Raw genomic sequence first — 16,401 nt, 5'->3', positions numbered from 1 at the left:
CCGCTCAGGCTTGGTATTGCTGGGCGACCCAGTCACGGTAGGCGCCGCTTTGCACGCGGGCCACCCACTCGGGGTTGTCCAAATACCACTGCACGGTCTTGCGGATGCCCGTCGCAAAGGTCTCGGCCGGGCGCCAGCCCAGTTCGCGCTCGATCTTGCGGGCGTCGATGGCGTAGCGGCGGTCGTGACCGGGGCGATCCTTCACATAGGTGATCAGGCGCTTGTAGCTGCCCGAAGCATCAGGTCGCAACTCGTCGAGCAACTCGCACACGGTATGCACAATCTCCAGATTGGTCATCTCGTTCCAGCCGCCGATGTTGTAGGTCTCACCAACGCGGCCGCCCTGCAGCACGGCGCGGATGGCGCTGGCATGGTCGGTCACGAAGAGCCAGTCGCGCACATTCTTGCCGTCTCCGTAGATGGGCAAGGCCTTGCCCGCCAGGGCGTTGACGATCATCAGCGGGATCAGCTTCTCGGGGAAGTGCAAGGGGCCGTAGTTATTGCTGCAATTGGTGGTCAGCACCGGCAGGCCATAGGTGTGGTGCCAAGCGCGCACCAAGTGGTCGCTGGCGGCCTTGCTGGCCGAGTAGGGGCTATTGGGCTCGTAAGTCTTGGTCTCGGCGAAGGGCGGGTCTTCGGCGCTCAAAGAGCCGTAGACCTCATCGGTCGAAACATGGTGGAAGCGCCAGGCAGCCTTGTCTGCATCGCTCAAGCCGCTCCAGTAGGTGCGCGCGGCTTCCAGCAGGGTGTAAGTGCCTTCGATATTCGTGCGCATGAAGGCGCCGGGGCCGCTGATGGAGCGGTCCACATGGCTTTCTGCGGCGAAGTGGATCAGGGCGCGTGGACGGTGCTGGCTCAGCAGTTGATCGACCAGGGCGCGATCACAGATATCGCCTTTGACGAAGGTGTGCCGGGCATCGCCTTGCAGCGAGGCCAGGTTTTCCAGATTGCCCGCATAGGTCAGAGCATCCAGGGTGACGACGGGCTCGTCAGAGCCTTTGAGCCAGTCGAGAACGAAGTTGCTGCCAATGAAGCCGGCGCCGCCGGTGACGAGGATGGTCATGATGATTTGTTGATAAAAAACTTCTAGCTCACGGGCACAAGCGCAAAGCGATTCGGCATTGCCCGCTCTGACCGGCGATTACCGGATGTGGAGACCGAAAATTTCAGCCCCGTTCAAACTCTGGATCACGCAGCTCCTTTGGCCCAGAGATAACCCAAGCCAACGCGGGCCAGCTCTTCATGAACAAGCTTGTTCTGCGACGCCAAAGAACTCTTGGCGAGTTCTAGCAAGCCCAACAGTCGTTCCACTTCATCGCTTTGCTGAGCCAAACAGGCGATTCTCAGCCGAGCAATACCGGTAGGCACTGTGCTGTCTGAATCGGCCAGTAGTTCTTCAAACAGTTTTTCTCCTGGCCGAAGGCCCGAGAACTCGATTCTGATATTTGCCGAGTCCCGCCCAGCCAGCCGAATCATGTCGCGTGCGAGGTCAAGAATCTTAACCGGCTCGCCCATATCCAAAATCAAGACCTGACCCGACTCGCCAATCACCGCCGCCTGAACCACCAGGCGCGCTGCCTCGGGGATGGTCATGAAGTAACGCGTAATGTCCGGGTGCGTGACAGTGACCGGTCCACCCTTAGCAATTTGCTCTTTGAACTTGGGGATCACGCTGCCGCTGGAGCCCAGCACATTGCCGAAGCGAACGGCCATGAATTTGGTGCTGTGGCCCTGACTGGCCATATGGCTGATCACCAACTCTGCCGCACGCTTGGTGGCGCCCATGACGTTGGTGGGGTTCACGGCCTTGTCGGTGCTGATGAGCACAAAGCGCTCGACCCCATGTTCGGCCGCGGCCGTGCAGGCGTGCAGGGTGCCCAAGGTGTTATTGCGCAGGCAGGCCCAAGCGTTGTCTACCTCCATCAAGGGCACATGCTTGTAAGCTGCGGCGTGAAAGACGATTTGCGGTTTGTATTTGCTGAAGGTGTAGCGCAGGTGCTCCAGGTCTTTCACATCGCCGACCAGGCGCACCAGAGGGATGCGGGGGAACTTCTCGCTCAGCTCTTGCTCAATGGTGTAAAGCGCGAACTCGCTCATCTCGTAGAGCACGATTCTCGATGGACCATAACGGGCCACTTGCCGGCACAGCTCGCTGCCGATGCTGCCACCCGCACCGGTGATCAGCACGACCTTGTCATTCAGGCATTCGCTGATGCCGGCCTCGTCCAATTGCACCGGCTCACGACCCAACAAGTCTTCGGGCTGGATGTCGCGCAGCTGATCGACCTTGCTACCCGCCATCAACTCGGCGCTGCTGGGCACGGTCAGCACGGGCAGCCCGGTCTTGCCGGCCAAGTCCAGAACCTGGCGGCGTTTGCTGACGTCGGCCGAAGGCATGGCCACGATGATGTGGGTAATACCATGCAATTCGGCGAAGCGCTCCACCTCGCTCAAAGATCCCAACACAGGAATGCCGGCCACGCGAGAGTCCTGCTTGGCCTGGTCGTCATCCAGCCAGCCCACCACCGTCCAACCCTGGTGTTGAATCCCAGCCACCAACAGGCGGCCTGCCTGACCGGCACCCAGGATCAGGGCGCGATGCGTCTCGGTGGCGCGGCCGTTGATGCGGGCGCGCAGATGCTCATACAGCATGCGGTAAGCCAAGCGCATCATGGCCAGGCCGATGATGCTGAAGACCGGGTGCAAGGCCAGCACCGCGCGTGGCACGGCTTGCAACTGCGCCATCAGGATGATGACGGCGCCAACAATGCCGGCGGCAGCACAGGCCAAGGTCACTCTTTGCACCTCTCCAAAGCCGCTGAAGCGCCACATGCCCTTGGGCACCTTGAACAGCCACAGGCTCAGCAGATAAAGCGCGACCAATCCCGCGATGACCCAGCCGTCATAGCTGGGCCGCGCCGAGATCCAGCGCTCAAAGCCCAGGCGGAACAGATAGGTGGCCTGCCAGGCCAGAAAGATCATCAGGCCGTCCAGCCCCAGGGACAGGGCCTCACGCCGAGGGCGGATGCGGGTCAGGAATGCGTCAAGAGATTGCCAGAACATAGGCCAGGATTGTCGGTGCATTGAAAGCGGCGAGCGGCGGCAAGCCGAATCCGCGCGTCAAAGAATTCGCCGCAGCGTGGCGAGAATGAGGCGGATGTCGGTCCACAAACTGGCCTGGCGCACATACTCACCGGCGAGCTTGAGTTTGGCCGGCAGGATGACTTCCGCATACTCGCGTTCGGGGTCGGCAGCGCGCGCCAGTACCTCGCTCTCATTGCGGAAATGCAAGGAAGCCGGATCGGTGATGCCCGGCCGCACCGACAGCACCAGCTCGCGCTGTTCCGGCGTGTACAGCGCCACATAGCGAGGCACCTCCGGGCGCGGGCCGACCAAGCTCATGGCACCGCGCAAAACATCCCAGAGTTGCGGCAGTTCATCCAGCTTGGCGGCGCGCAGCACTCGGCCGCTGCGGGTGATGCGCGGGTCTTCGCCCACGGTGATTTGCGGGCCCAAGGCCGGCGCATCCACCCGCATGCTGCGGAATTTGTGGATGTAAAAAGGCTTGCCAAAGCGCCCCACCCGCTGCTGCCTAAACAGCACCGGGCCGGGCGAGTCCCACTTGATCCACAAGGCCAGGGCAATCAGCAAGGGCAGCAGAATCAGCAGGCCGAGGCCGGCGCAGGCAATATCAAAAAGCCGCTTGGCCATGATGGAAACTCGGCTCGCTTCAGCTCGATTAAACGTCACACAACTCAGCCGAGCGCAATGCGGCGCACGGCGGCAATCACGCGCTGCACATCGGCATCGGTCATGGCGGTGTAGAGCGGAATGCTGAAGCTGCGCTCGTAAGCCTTTTGAGAATGCGGGAACTGCGCCGCCTTCAAACCGTAGCGATCACGCCAATAGGGCTGCTGATGCAGGGGGATGTAGTGCACGCTGCAGCCGATGCCGGCGGCGAACATGGCCTCGATGAAAGCGTCGCGCTCAATGCTGGCCGCGTCACTAAGGCGCAGCACATACAAGTGCCAGGAATGCACATCGCCATGCGGCGCCTGCGGCGGCAAGATCAGCGGCAGGTCGGCAAAAGCTTCGTTGTAGGCCGCGGCAATCTGCTCACGCCGCGCCTGAAACGCCGAGATGCGCTTGAGCTGATGAATGCCCAGTGCCGCCGCGATGTCGGTCATGTTGTACTTGAAGCCCGGCGCCACGATCTCGTAATACCAGCTCGGCACCTTGGCGGTAAAGCGGTCAAAAGCGTCGCGATTCATGCCGTGCAGGCGCATCACCCGGGCGCGCTTGGCCAACTCGGCATTGCGGGTCACCAGCATGCCGCCCTCACCCGTGGTCATGGTCTTGTTGGCGTAAAAGCTGAACACGGTGGCATCGCTGCCCATGGTGCCGATCAACTCTTTCTCGAGCGTGGTCGGCAGCGCATGCGCCGCGTCTTCCAGCACGCGCAGGCCGTGGCGACGGGCGATGTCCAGAATCGCCAGCATGTCCACCGCCAAGCCGGCGTAGTGGACCGGAATGATGCAGCGCGTTTTCGGCGTGATGGCCGCCTCGACCAGCTTGGGGTCGATATTGAGCGTGAGCGGGTCAATGTCCACCAACACCACATCGGCGCCCAAATAGCGCACCACCTCAGCGGTGGCGGTGAAGGTGTGGGTGGTGGTGATGACCTCATCACCTGGGCCAATGCCCATGGCTTCAAGAGCCAGATGCAAGCCGGCCGTGGCCGAGTTGACGGCGATGCACTCCAGCTGCGGCTCATTCAGAAAAGCCGCAAAGTCCGCTTCAAAGCGCTTGGCCTTAGGCCCGGTGGTCACCCAGCCGGAGCGCAAGGTGTCCACCACCTCATTGATTTCGTCCTCACCGATCTCGGGCAAGGCAAAAGGCAAAAAGGGCAAGTCGGATGTGGGCAAATCAGCACTCATGGTTTTTCAATCAAGCACAGCACATGGCTGCGCAGCAGGGGCAGGCTGTTGAACAGGGAATAAGCAGCGGGATGAATCTTGTTGCACACCCAGCGCGCCAGCGGCGGCGCCAGGGTCAGGCGTTGACTGCGCAAGCGGGCGTCTGGAAACAGCTCACGCACCCGGCGCAGAGGCACACCACGCACATCCGGATTACGTGGATTGTCGACGATGAAGTCATACCAGAGCACCGCCCCACCCGGTTTCAGCCAGCGCCACATCGCAGCGGCCACCGCCTGCTGCACGCCATCGTTCAGCAGGGACGAAAAAACGGTGGACTGCAGCACGAAGTCCTGGCTTGCTGCCGGCACCGGCGCCACCGAGGCATCGCCCAGATGAAGCTGCAGGGCAGCGGGCAGCAGCGGCCGGGCCAGATTCAGGCGCTCGGGCAGCAACTCGATGCCGGTCAGGTGTTCGGGCCGCAGCCCCAAGCGCAACATCTCCAGCAAGTTGCCACCGGCGCCACAACCCACTTCGGTCAGGCGCCAATCGGCGGGCTGCCCCGGGCGCAGGGCGAGCAGCCGCAGCATGGCGCGCTGGCGCTCTTGCAGCATCTGCCAGACCTCGGGTCGCAACAGGCTGTAGCGATCCTCACTATGGGCCTGGTTGCGCTTGGCATAGCGGCTGGCCACTTGCGCCAACTCCTGGCCGTGTTCTTCCTGACTCACGGCTGCACGGCTTTCAAGAAACGCTGGGCCAAGATGGGATAAGTGTGGTGCGCCAGCACAAAGGCCCGGCCGCGCTCGCCCATGGCCTTCAACTCCTCGGCGGGCAAGGCCACCAAGCGCAGCGCGCCCGCTTCCACCGCCGCCACATCCTCAGGCGCCACGGTCAGGCCCGCGCCCGCTTCAGCCACTGGGTCGTTGCCCGCTTCCACCGAATGCAGCACCGGCCGGCGCGCCATCATGTAGTCCATCAGCTTATTGGGCGCGATGCCAAAGCGGTAGATGGGTGTGCGCTGCCAGCCGATGTAGGCAATGTCGAAATGCGCCAGCAGGCCGGGGATTTGCGTCTTTGGAATCGGCTCGAACAGGGCCACATTGCCCAAGCCTTCCGCCCGCACCCGCTCGGCCAGACGCGCCTTTTCATGCCCGCCGCCCACCAGCACGATGGCCAGTTCGGGCGCGCTTGTCTGCAGGCGCTTGGCGGCATCCAGCAGCAAATCGAGCGCATTGGGCAAGCCATGCGATCCGGCATAGCCGAGCACACGGCGGCCCAGCGCCTTTTGCTCGCGTAAATGCGTCAAAAGCGGCCCTTCAGCCAAAGGCTCCGCAACGGAAGTCCATTCATCCAGCGTGATGCCGTTGGGCACGATGGCCAGCTTGGCCAGGTCCAGGCCGTGCGCCGCCATATGGCCTTGCACCTTGGGCAGCATGGAGACCACCACATCCGCATCGCGGTAGGCGTCGTTCTCGGCCTTCTGGCACAGCAGGGCAAAAGGATGGCGCGGCGACATACCCGAGAGTTCGATGGGCGAGAGCGGCCACAAATCATGCACCTCGTAGACGAGCTTGGCCTTGCTCAGCTTGGCGATGCGCCGCGCCACCCACACATCCATGGGATAGGTGCTGGAGGCAATCACCACATCGGGCGCGAAGTCCCGAGCCAGCACATCGGCATCACGCCAAACCTGGCTGCAGAAGGACCAGATATTGCGCACCCGGCCCAGGCCATTGCCCTGATAGGCAGGCGTGTCGTACCAGCAGTAGTTCACCCCGTCGATGACTTGCACGCCGGGCTCTGGCGATTGGGCACGCACATGCGACTGCGCAGACGCCAGGATCAGTACCTGATGGCCCATCCGCCGCCATTCCCGTGCCAGATAAAAGGGCCGGAACTCCATGCCGTGCTGAGGCGAACCGGCGTAATGATTGATGAGCAAAATCTTCACGGCGGTGTTGTCTTCTTGTCTGAATCAAAAGCCCGCAAGCGGGCCAGAAAGCGCTGCACGGCGGGCGCGAACAAACCGTGCCGGTTCACCCAATCGCGGTTGGCCAGGCCTGCGGCTTCCGCCTGCGGCGCCAGCGCCAGCAGCTGGCCGTGCAAGCCCGGCAGACTCATCTCATCCAAGATCAGGCCGCGCGGCTGCGCCGCCTTCTCTGATTCCAGCAGTTCGTGGTTGGCCGGCAGGTCCGACAAGATGGGCACGCACGCATGAGCCATGGCCTCCAAGACTGAAACGGCCACCGAATCGCTCTGCGGCAGGCTCAAGTACCAGCGCGCCCGGGCGTACTGGCTGGCCTGGGCCTTGGCATCCAGCCGCCCCACAAAACTCACTTTGGCTGACAGGCCTAGGCTCGCAACCTGGGCTTCCAGTGCAGCCCGCAAAGATCCGTCGTTAGCAACGATCAAGCTAGCCTCGGGCTCATGCGCGGCCACGGCAGCAAAGGCGCGAATCACCAAGTCAGGCCGATAGATAGGCTCCAGCCCGCGATTGGCAAAAAAGCTCCACGGCGCTTTACGCGCGCCGAGCTTGGGCATGGCTTCCAGACCAAAGGGAAAGGTCATCACCTCTCGCGCATCCAACTCGCGCATGCGCGCGGTCATGTGCTGCGAGTCAGAGGTACAGAGATCACAGGCGCGCAGGATGTTGCGGGTCAGCCAGCGGTAGGCCCAGCTCACATCGGGCGTGACCAAAATGTCGCTGCCCCAGGCCGAACCCACAATGCGGGCACGCAGATGCCAGACCCGCTTGGCCATCCAGGCCAGGGTGCCGTGCGAAGTCAGGTAATGCGCGTGCAGCCAGTCAGCGTTGACTTGCGCCAGCCAAGCGCCCAGCTTGGGCACTTGCTTGAGCAAAGCGATATTGCCGCCGCCATGCTCGGGTGAGGTATTCAAACTCAGGCGTTTGGCCGCCGGCACAAGCGCTTCGAACTCCGGCAAAAAGCCACGCGAGGACGCCGCCCACAGATCAACACCTGGGGCGGCCGCCAGGGCTCGCGCCCACTTCAGCAGATGCGGGCTCTCGCCATCACCGATCAGCACCAGCCTCATGCCTGAGCATCCTTAGTCGTCTGCGGTGCAACTGGCAACTCACCCGCCCAGGCTAGGTAATGGGCTTGCAGCTCCGGGTGCTCGCGCAGCAGGCACTCGTCCATGCGGCGGGTGTCGCCCACCTGCTTGGCCGGCTGACCGGCCAGGATGGCGAAGTCCGGGTGCGTGCCGCTGACCATGCTGTAAGCCGAGACGATGCTGCCGCGCCCCAGCACCGTTCCGGGCAAGAGCGTGGCATGGGCACCAACAAAAGAGTAATCACCAATCTCCACGGGCGCGGTGAAGTAGGCTTTCTTCTCGGCAGTGGCCACATAGGCGCGACCGTAGAGCCGGATGGCCGCATGGCTGGAGTGGGTGAAGATGCCGGTGAAGAAGCCGATTTGGCAGCCCTCGCCAATGCGCAGGCCATAAGTGGCATCCAGCACGCTGAAATGGCCGATGAAGACATGGTCGCCTACGTCCAGGCGCTCACGCGCGAACACATGGCTGGTATTGCTGATGCGGGTGTTGGGCAAGAAGACGCCATCCCCGCGCACAAAGCCGCCCACCATGCGCGTGCCCCAGGCCCGCGAGGCCAACATCTTGAGCTGCTGAAAGCGGCGGCGCCACCAAGGCGCTTTGAGATTGATTGCAGCACTCGTCTTCGTCGTCATGCCATCAAGCCTCCGCTTGCTTCTGCATCAGCATCTACACCCGCACCCGCTTGAGCCCGGCGCGGCAAAGCCCAGAAAAACCAGCTGAAATAAAGCGTCATTGCCACCGATACACCCCAGGCCGCGCCCCACAAGCCGCCCCAGATCAAGCCCAGCGCTAAGCCCGATACAAACAAGAACTGCCCCACCAGTGCCAGGCGCAAGGCCCAGGCCTGCTGCTGCCAGGCCATGGTCGCCACCGACAAGGGCGAGGCTACGAAATGCAGGGCGATATAGGGCGCCAAGCCGCGCGCCAACATGCCCGCATCATGCCAGCGCTCGCCAAACACCCAGGTGAACAAGGCAGGGCCAAACAGCATCAGGCCCAACATCAGCGGCAGGGCTAAGAGGCAGAGCAAAAAAGTTAGCTTGCGCACCAGAGTCGCCGCCTCCGCTGCACTCTGCGCCGCCACGAGGCGCGGGTAAAGCGCTTGCGACAAGGCGCCCCCCACCAAGCCGGCCGGCGCCTTCAAATAGCGCAGGGCCAAGGCCCAATAGCCGGCTGCGGCATCACCGCTCCAGGCCGCCAGAATCAGCATGGCCAGGCTGTCTTGCAAGGCGCCAGCAAAAGCATGCGGGGTGTTGAGAACAGGGAAGTCACGATGCTTGCGCGCCATGGCGGTCAAGTCATCACGCGGCACCCGCCACAGCTGCAGCCAGCCGGCGGCCGGTGCCGGCCGCGCCAATAAGGCCGTGGTCAGCAAACCCGCCAGGATCGGCCCCAGCAACAAACCCCAAACCCCAAAGTCCAGCAGACCCAGCGCCAGCTGAATCAAGGCGCCGCCGCCGTAAAGCAGCACCCGCCCGATGGCCAGCAATTGAAAGCGCTGCGCCCGGGTCGCCCACATCGTCAGCCACTGCGTCGCCCCACCGGCCAGCACAGCCATGGGCAAAAGCAGTGCCGAGCCCTGCTGCTGCCACCAGGCCAGCGCCAAGCCCAGCAACACGCTGGCCAAGCTCACCGCCAGCAGAACACGCAGGCACAAAGCCATCAGCACGCGGACGCGGCTCCCCTGCGTTTCCAGTGGCAACGCAAACTCGTAGCGGGCACAAGCCACCACGGCCAGATTGCTGGCCACGGCCCAGATGAAAGCGAATTGGCCGAACTGCGCCGGTGTGTAGATGCGGGTCAGCCACGGCCCCAGCAACAGCGGCAGCAGCTGGGCCAGCGCCCCGCCCAGCAACAAAGTCAGGGTGGATCGCAGTAGGCCGGTGCGCATGATCGCGCTCATGCCCCAATTGCCCGGGTTGCCCGGATTGCCCTCATTGATCTAAGCCGTCCAGGGCCTGAGCCAGGGCCTGAATCACCTGATCTTGCTGCGCCTCGCTCAAATCAGCGCTCATAGGCAAACTCATCACCCGCTGCGCGGCCCGCTCGGCATGCGGAAAGCTCTGGCCTTGCGCCCACTGGGCATAGGCGGGCTGCTGGTGCAGCGGCTTGGGGTAATGCACGGCTGTGGGCACGCCGGCGGCGCTGAGGCGTTCCTGCACCTGGCTGCGATTCTCCAGATGCAAGGTGAACTGGGCCCAGACGCAATTGCGATCCGGGCGCAGTGCGAGCTTTTGCACGGGCAGGCCACCAAGCAAGGCTTGGTAACGCGCGCCAATATCCAAACGGCGAGCGATCTCCCACTCAAAACGCTCCAACTTGGCCAGCACGATGGCGCATTGCAGCGTGTCCATGCGGCCGCCCACGCCCACACGGGTGTGGGTGTAGCGCTTGCTTTGGCCGTGCACGCGAATCTCGCGGGCGGCCTGTGCCAGGGCGTCGTCATCGGTGAACAAGGCGCCGCCGTCACCGTAACAACCCAAGGGCTTGCTAGGGAAGAAGCTGGTGGCGCCGAAGGTGGACAAGCCGCAGCTCTTGCGGCCCTTGTAACTCGCGCCAAAGCTCTGCGCCGCATCCTCGATCACCGGCAGATGGCCGTGACGGGCAGCGATGGCCTTGATCTCGTCCATATCGCAGACCTGGCCATACAAGCTCACCGGCATGATGGCGCGGGTGCGGGGGGTGATGGCGGCTTCGATCAAGCGCACATCGATATTGCAGGTGTCGGGCTCGATGTCCACAAACACCGGCACGCCGCCCAGCAAAACGATGACCTCGGCCGTGGCGGCAAAGGTGAAAGGCGTGGTGATGACCTCGTCACCCGGCTTCAGATCCAGCGCCATCAGGGCGATCAACAAGGCCTCGGTGCCGCTGGAGACAGTGATGCAATGCTTGACGCCCACAAAGCCGGCCAGCTTGTCTTCCAGCTCTTTAACCTCGGGGCCCATGATGTACTGGCCGTGATCCAGCACGCGCTGGATGCGGGCATCCACACTGGTCTTGAGTGCGGCGTATTGGGCCTTCAGGTCGATGAATGGCAGGGCGGCGACGTTGCTGCTCATGCTTGGCTTCCTTGTTCTTGTTCTTCTGACTTAGCGAGCAAGGCCACTTGGCCGTCTTGCAAGCGGTAACGGTCGCCGGTATGCGGACAAAGGTCTTCGCCCTCGCCTTGCAAGGGCAGCTTCAGCCGTTCTCCAAAACGGCTCATCCAGCCGATCTGCCGGGCCGGCACGCCCACCATCAGGGCAAAATCTTTCACGTCTTTTTGCACCACGGCGCCGGCGCCCACAAAGGCATAAGCGCCAATCGTGACGCCACAAACGATGGTGCAGTTGGCGCCCAGCGTGGCGCCTTGGCGCACCAGGGTGCGGCGGTATTCATTTTTGCGCGCCACGGCGGCACGCGGGTTGTAGACATTGGTGAACACCATGCTGGGGCCGCAGAACACATCGTCTTCGAGCGTGACCGCGTCGTACACCGAGACATTGTTCTGGACGCGCACGTTGTTGCCGATGCTGACGTCGTTACCAACGTAAACGCCCTGCCCCAAGGCGCAGCCCGCGCCGATGCGCGCGCCTGGGCTCACATGGGCGAAGTGCCAGACTTTTGTGCCCTTGCCCAGCTGCGCGCCTTCGTCGACGATGGCGCTCTCGTGCTTCCAATAGCTCATATCAAAACACCAGGGGCAAGCCAACACGTTGGCCATCGCGGGCCGAACGATAGGCGGCGATCAAGATCTCCAGCGAGCGCAGGCCTTCGTAGCCATCCACGGCCGCATCGGCCTCGCCACGCAGGGTCTTGATGACGTTGTCGTAGTACAGCGGGTGGCCGAAGCCGTAGACGCTCGTGGTCTCATAGCTCGCGGCCTTGATGGCGGCATCCTCGGGCCGCTCATCAGCAAACTGCCAATGCTCGATCTTGTTGACGGCCGTGCCGCCGATCTTGACCGTGCCCTTCTCGCCCAGGATGGTGATGGAGCCTTCCAGATTCTGCGGATAGGTCAGCATGGTGACGTTGATAGAACCCAGGCCGCCATGGCGCAGGCGCGCGCTCAGCACGCCGGTGTCCTCGGCCTCGATATCGCGGTCCAGGGTGGCGGTGTAGGCATGGACGCTGTCCACCGGTCCCACCAGCCAATCCAGCAAATCGACGTAATGGCTGGCCTGATTCATGAAGGCGCCGCCATCCAGATCCCAGCGGCCACGCCAGGGGGCGGCGTCGTAATAGCTTTGCGGCCGGGTCCAGAACACATTGACGGTACTCAGGAAGATGCGGCCAAAGCGGCCTTGCTGAATCGCCTGGCGCACCGCCTGCACGGTGGCGTTGAGGCGGTTTTGCTTGACCACGAAGAGCTTCACGCCTGCATCGCGGCAGGCACGCACCATGGCCATGCCTTCGTCGAACTTGGTGGCCATGGGCTTTTCGCTCAAGACATGGCGGCCACTGGCGGCCACTTTGATGGCTTGCTGCGGATGCAGGCCGCTGGGCGTGGCCAGCACGACCACATCGGCATCCGACTGGGCCAGCAAGGCGTCCAGGCTGGCAAAGCCTGCCGCGCCGGTGGCCGCCACAGCGGCGGCCAGGGCTTCAGGGCGGGTGTCGCACACCGCCACCAGTTGGGCGCGATCGCCGTGGGCGGCCATCGCCTCGATATGGTTCTTGGAGATACGGCCACAGCCCACCAAGGCAAAACGAATCGGGCGGTCAAGAATGGGGAGGTTCACGCTCATGGGGAGGGGCTCAAACGGCCCAGGCCTGCGGCTAAGAAAGAGGGCTGATTCTAAGAGGGTGGATGCGCGTAAACATCGCCACCTGCATTGCCTTGCCGCGCCTGCGCCTAAAATCACCCCAAATTCTTCGAGCCTACGATGACCCAGCACCTGCACGCCACTCCCCACCAAGCGCCCGCCCCTGTCGACGAGAACCAGCTCATCACCGAGCGCCGGGAAAAGCTCGCCGCTATTCGGGCCAAGACCGCCGTCCCCTTCCCTAACGACTTCAAGCCCAAGCACCGCGCCCTGCCCTTGGCGCAGCGTTACGGCGATCTGGACAACGAGACGCTGGAGCCGCAAGCCGTGGTGGTCAGCATCGCCGGCCGCCTGATGCTCAAGCGGGTCATGGGCAAGGCCTCGTTTGGCACTTTGCAAGACGCCACCAGCCGCATCCAGCTCTTCGTCACCAAAGACGGCGTGGGCGAGGAAAGCTACGACGCCTTCAAGCACATGGACTTGGGCGACATCGTGGGCGCCGAGGGCACGCTGTTCAAGACCAAGACCGGCGAGCTGTCGGTGCGTGTGACCAATCTGCGCCTGCTGACCAAGAGCCTGCGCCCGCTGCCGGACAAGTTCCACGGCATGGCCGACCAGGAACAAAAGTACCGCCAACGTTATGTGGACCTGATCACCGACGAGCATGCCCGTGCGCGTTTTGTGGCCCGCTCCAAGGCCGTTTCCTCGATCCGCAGCTTCATGGTGGAGCATGAGTTCCTGGAAGTGGAAACGCCCATGCTGCACCCGATTCCGGGTGGCGCAAATGCCAAGCCCTTCATCACCCATCACAACGCCCTGGATCAGGAAATGTTCCTGCGCATCGCGCCGGAGCTGTATCTGAAGCGCCTGGTGGTGGGTGGTTTCGAGCGCGTGTTCGAAATCAACCGCAACTTCCGCAACGAAGGCATCTCGGTTCGGCACAACCCCGAATTCACGATGATGGAGTTCTATGCGGCCTACTGGACGCACCATGATTTGATGGACTTCACCGAAGAAGTGCTGCGCCACGCCGCCCGTGCGGCCACCGGCAGCGCCCGCGTCAGCTACGCTGGCAAGGAAGTGCATCTGGACGAACCCTTCGCCCGCCTGTCGGTGCGTGAATCGCTGATCACTCACGCCGGTCTGACGGGTGAAGAGGCCGACAACGCCGAGTTGCTGCGCAGCAAGCTCAAAGAGCTGGGCGAAGAGCCGCCCAAGCACTGGACCCTGCCCGAGCTGCAATTCGGCATGTTCGAGGCCGTGGTGGAAGAAAAACTCTGGCAGCCGACCTTCATCATCGACTATCCCGTCGAGGTCTCGCCGCTGGCCCGCGCCTCCGACACCAACCCCGCCATCACCGAGCGCTTCGAACTCTTCATCACCGGCCGCGAATACGCCAACGGTTTCTCGGAGTTGAACGACGCCGAAGACCAGGCCGCGCGCTTCCAATCGCAAGTGGCCAATAAGGACGCCGGCGACGAAGAAGCCATGTTCTATGACGCCGACTTCATCCGCGCACTGGAATACGGCATGCCCCCCACCGGCGGCTGCGGCATCGGCATTGACCGCTTGATGATGTTGATCACCGACAGCCCGTCGATTCGCGACGTGATTCTGTTCCCGGCCTTGCGCCGCGAGGCTTAAGCCCTTCAATGCCCGCCGACCCCGAGTGGCTCGGGGGGCTGGCGCAGCGAGGTAAAGGAGGAGGCGAAGCCGGGGGACACGAGCTGAGCCTGCCGCCCGAGTCGCTCGGCCGCGGCAGACTAGCCCGGCCTTTAACGCTTACCGTGCTTGAACACCGGCGCACGCTTGTTCAAGAAGGCATCCATGCCTTCGCGCTGATCGTCGGTGCCGAACATGGCGTGGAAGACGCGGCGCTCTGAGCTGACGCTTTCCTTCAAGCCGCTCTCGAAGCTGCGATTCACCAACTCTTTGATCAGCTGCAGCGCCGGGGCGCTGAAACCGTTGATGGTTTCGGCGGCGGCCAGGGCCTCCTCAATCAGCTTGTCCGCCGGCACCACACGCGACACCAAGCCGCTGCGCTCGGCCTCAGTGGCATCCATCATGCGGGAGGTCAGCAGCAGGTCCATGGCCTTGCTTTTGCCCACCGCGCGCGGCAGGCGCTGGGTACCGCCGGCACCGGGGATGACGCCGAGCTTGATCTCGGGCTGGCCAAACTTGGCGCTGTCGGCAGCGATGATGAAATCGCACATCATGGCCAGCTCACAGCCGCCGCCGAGGGCGAATCCGGCCACGGCCGCGATCACCGGCTTTTTCACATGCAGGATGGTTTCCCAGTTGCGCGTGATCATGTCGGTGCGCACGGCGCTTTGGAAATCTTGCTGCATCAGCGTGGGGATGTCGGCCCCGGCCGCGAAGGCGCGCTCCGAGCCGGTCAGCACGATGCAGCCGATGCAGTCGTCGCCATCAAAGGCCAGCAAGGCATCGCCCAACTCGTCAAACAGCGGGTCGCTCAAGGCATTGAGTTGCTTGGGGCGATTCAGCGTGATCAGTCCGGTCTTGCGCGGGCCTTCGCCGTGCACGCTGGTGATGATGCATTCGTAGCTCATGAAAAAACTCCTTTTGCGATGGGTAGGTCGGTCAGCTTAGTGAGAGGAAGTATCGGCGGCAGCCTGCAGCGCCGGGCTTTTCAACATCAGGTCAACAAAGGTCTGCGCATCTTGCCGAATACGGAGCCGCACCGGCAGATATTGCAGGCTGGGCGCCAGCCAGACTTCGGCCGTCATATCGCCGCCGGTGGCCAAGGCACTGGGGCGCAGATGCCAGGTGTTCAGCGGCCCCATGGGGGTCTGCAATTCCACTTGCCCGATGACCTCGTAACGCCAGCGGTACTGGCGCCGCGGCAGGGCCAGCGGAATCTCCACCACCAAGCCCGGGCGCAGCGTCTCACGGCCGGTGAGGAAGAGCCAGGTCAGCTGCACAAACTGGCTGGCGGCGTCTTGCACACCAGCGGGCGCGACTTCGCTGCGGCCATCGGCCAGGGTCACCTGGCCAAGGTCGAATTGCACTGTGGCGCGTCGCCGCTGGCTGAGCACCACGCGGGTGTCTTCGTCATAGCGCTTGGGCGCAATGCCGGCACCGTCCAAAAAGCCATCGCTGCTCATGCGGCGCACCATCAAGGGCGCGATGCTGGGGCCCACGCTGACATCCAGATGCATTTGGTAATGGCTGCCCTGGCGCAGCCACTCCACCTGCGCCTCGCCGTAAACGGCACCGCGGTAGTTGCCGGTGAGGTCGTAGCTGAGCCGGGTTGAGGGCGGCCATTCGGGCGCAACTTCATCAGACTGCGCCTCATTCAGCGCCAGCTCTGGCGCTGGCGCGACTTCCTCGGCATTCAAAACCTCAGCAGGCGCAGGCAGGGGCTGAAGTGCGGGGCCTGCCGCCAAGGGCTCGGTCTGCCAGACCTTGGGCGCGGCGCTGCGCCGGCTGTGGGACCGGGCTTGCTCGACGGGCTTGACCGGCGGTGGCGCCAATTCAAGCGGCTTCAACTCACGCACAAAACTGGTCTGCAGGCGTGGCGGCATGGGCGTGGCTTGCTGCCAGAAATCGACCAGCGTGCGCAACTCAAGACTCAGCCAGACATGCATCAGCACGACCGGCAGGGCAAGGATGTCCAAGCCCCAGCGGCGAAAAAAAACTGC

Annotated in this window: 15 protein-coding genes; 1 reads left to right on the top strand and 14 read right to left on the bottom strand. The window is 63.2% G+C overall.

Features of this window, described 5'->3' with window-relative positions; all coding sequences use genetic code 11:
• Positions 1-4: 4 nt before the first annotated feature.
• From rfbB to AT984_RS02045, 12 genes are all read right to left on the bottom strand, one after another.
• Entirely contained in the window at positions 5-1,063 is a 1,059-nt protein-coding gene (rfbB, locus tag AT984_RS02100) for a dTDP-glucose 4,6-dehydratase (protein WP_058718692.1), read from the bottom strand.
• A gap of 125 nt (positions 1,064-1,188) precedes the next feature.
• Entirely contained in the window at positions 1,189-3,063 is a 1,875-nt protein-coding gene (locus AT984_RS02095; RefSeq protein WP_058718691.1) for a polysaccharide biosynthesis protein, read from the bottom strand.
• Positions 3,064-3,120: 57 nt separating this feature from the next.
• On the bottom strand, positions 3,121-3,711 hold the full coding sequence (locus AT984_RS02090) for a sugar transferase (protein ID WP_058718690.1): 591 nt from the start codon (positions 3,709-3,711) through the stop codon (positions 3,121-3,123).
• 44 nt (positions 3,712-3,755) lie between these two features.
• Positions 3,756-4,937, bottom strand: coding sequence for a DegT/DnrJ/EryC1/StrS family aminotransferase (locus AT984_RS02085; RefSeq protein WP_058718689.1), 1,182 nt, complete (start codon positions 4,935-4,937; stop codon positions 3,756-3,758).
• Positions 4,934-5,644 (bottom strand): class I SAM-dependent methyltransferase, encoded by a 711-nt coding sequence (locus AT984_RS02080; protein ID WP_231741503.1) that lies wholly within the window; start codon positions 5,642-5,644, stop codon positions 4,934-4,936. Before AT984_RS02080 ends, AT984_RS02085 begins: the two co-directional genes overlap by 4 nt.
• Positions 5,641-6,867: a glycosyltransferase family 4 protein gene (locus AT984_RS02075; protein WP_058718688.1), complete on the bottom strand. Its 1,227-nt coding sequence runs from the start codon at positions 6,865-6,867 to the stop codon at positions 5,641-5,643. The genes AT984_RS02080 and AT984_RS02075 overlap by 4 nt, the downstream gene beginning before the upstream one ends.
• Positions 6,864-7,970, bottom strand: coding sequence for a glycosyltransferase (locus tag AT984_RS02070; protein WP_058718687.1), 1,107 nt, complete (start codon positions 7,968-7,970; stop codon positions 6,864-6,866). The genes AT984_RS02075 and AT984_RS02070 overlap by 4 nt, the downstream gene beginning before the upstream one ends.
• Positions 7,967-8,623, bottom strand: a complete 657-nt coding sequence (locus AT984_RS02065) for an acyltransferase (RefSeq protein ID WP_197418220.1) — start codon at positions 8,621-8,623, stop codon at positions 7,967-7,969. The genes AT984_RS02070 and AT984_RS02065 overlap by 4 nt, the downstream gene beginning before the upstream one ends.
• Complete coding sequence (locus tag AT984_RS02060) at positions 8,620-9,882, bottom strand: lipopolysaccharide biosynthesis protein (protein ID WP_082680280.1); 1,263 nt, start codon at positions 9,880-9,882, stop codon at positions 8,620-8,622. The genes AT984_RS02065 and AT984_RS02060 overlap by 4 nt, the downstream gene beginning before the upstream one ends.
• A 43-nt stretch (positions 9,883-9,925) precedes the next feature.
• Positions 9,926-11,032 carry a DegT/DnrJ/EryC1/StrS family aminotransferase gene (locus AT984_RS02055; RefSeq protein ID WP_058722022.1) on the bottom strand — a complete coding sequence of 369 codons (1,107 nt, stop codon included), beginning with the start codon at positions 11,030-11,032 and terminating at the stop codon, positions 9,926-9,928.
• A gap of 17 nt (positions 11,033-11,049) precedes the next feature.
• Positions 11,050-11,661, bottom strand: a complete 612-nt coding sequence (locus AT984_RS02050; protein ID WP_058718686.1) for an acyltransferase — start codon at positions 11,659-11,661, stop codon at positions 11,050-11,052.
• 1 nt (position 11,662) lies between these two features.
• The gene (locus AT984_RS02045) at positions 11,663-12,721 is read right to left on the bottom strand and encodes a Gfo/Idh/MocA family protein (RefSeq protein WP_058718685.1); all 1,059 of its coding nucleotides are present in this window, start codon (positions 12,719-12,721) and stop codon (positions 11,663-11,665) included.
• Between the two features lie 138 nt (positions 12,722-12,859).
• Between AT984_RS02045 and lysS the strand changes: the two genes are divergently transcribed.
• Positions 12,860-14,383 carry a lysine--tRNA ligase gene (gene lysS / locus AT984_RS02040; RefSeq protein ID WP_058718684.1) on the top strand — a complete coding sequence of 508 codons (1,524 nt, stop codon included), beginning with the start codon at positions 12,860-12,862 and terminating at the stop codon, positions 14,381-14,383.
• 131 nt (positions 14,384-14,514) lie between these two features.
• Here the strand turns inward: lysS and AT984_RS02035 are convergent, their stop codons facing one another.
• Together AT984_RS02035 and AT984_RS02030 are read right to left on the bottom strand one after the other, a co-directional pair.
• Positions 14,515-15,309: an enoyl-CoA hydratase gene (locus AT984_RS02035; RefSeq protein ID WP_058718683.1), complete on the bottom strand. Its 795-nt coding sequence runs from the start codon at positions 15,307-15,309 to the stop codon at positions 14,515-14,517.
• 36 nt (positions 15,310-15,345) lie between these two features.
• The gene (locus AT984_RS02030; protein ID WP_197418219.1) at positions 15,346-16,377 is read right to left on the bottom strand and encodes a DUF3108 domain-containing protein; all 1,032 of its coding nucleotides are present in this window, start codon (positions 16,375-16,377) and stop codon (positions 15,346-15,348) included.
• Positions 16,378-16,401: the final 24 nt, after the last annotated feature.

This window comes from Paucibacter sp. KCTC 42545 (assembly GCF_001477625.1).
Lineage (GTDB): Bacteria > Pseudomonadota > Gammaproteobacteria > Burkholderiales > Burkholderiaceae_C > Paucibacter_A.
Note: the sequence above shows the minus strand (reverse complement) of the source record. Positions and strands in the feature narration are given on the sequence as shown.

Bases quoted from the DNA above. Each gene is read 5' to 3' on its own strand.
- rfbB (WP_058718692.1), bottom strand. From the start codon at position 1,063: ATGACCATCCTCGTCACCGGCGGCGCCGGCTTCATTGGCAGCAACTTC.
- AT984_RS02095 (WP_058718691.1), bottom strand. From the start codon at position 3,063: ATGTTCTGGCAATCTCTTGACGCATTCCTGACCCGCATCCGCCCTCGG.
- AT984_RS02090 (WP_058718690.1), bottom strand. From the start codon at position 3,711: ATGGCCAAGCGGCTTTTTGATATTGCCTGCGCCGGCCTCGGCCTGCTG.
- AT984_RS02085 (WP_058718689.1), bottom strand. From the start codon at position 4,937: ATGAGTGCTGATTTGCCCACATCCGACTTGCCCTTTTTGCCTTTTGCC.
- AT984_RS02070 (WP_058718687.1), bottom strand. From the start codon at position 7,970: ATGAGGCTGGTGCTGATCGGTGATGGCGAGAGCCCGCATCTGCTGAAG.
- AT984_RS02065 (WP_197418220.1), bottom strand. From the start codon at position 8,623: ATGACGACGAAGACGAGTGCTGCAATCAATCTCAAAGCGCCTTGGTGG.
- AT984_RS02060 (WP_082680280.1), bottom strand. From the start codon at position 9,882: ATGCGCACCGGCCTACTGCGATCCACCCTGACTTTGTTGCTGGGCGGG.
- AT984_RS02050 (WP_058718686.1), bottom strand. From the start codon at position 11,661: ATGAGCTATTGGAAGCACGAGAGCGCCATCGTCGACGAAGGCGCGCAG.
- AT984_RS02045 (WP_058718685.1), bottom strand. From the start codon at position 12,721: ATGAGCGTGAACCTCCCCATTCTTGACCGCCCGATTCGTTTTGCCTTG.
- lysS (WP_058718684.1), top strand. From the start codon at position 12,860: ATGACCCAGCACCTGCACGCCACTCCCCACCAAGCGCCCGCCCCTGTC.
- AT984_RS02035 (WP_058718683.1), bottom strand. From the start codon at position 15,309: ATGAGCTACGAATGCATCATCACCAGCGTGCACGGCGAAGGCCCGCGC.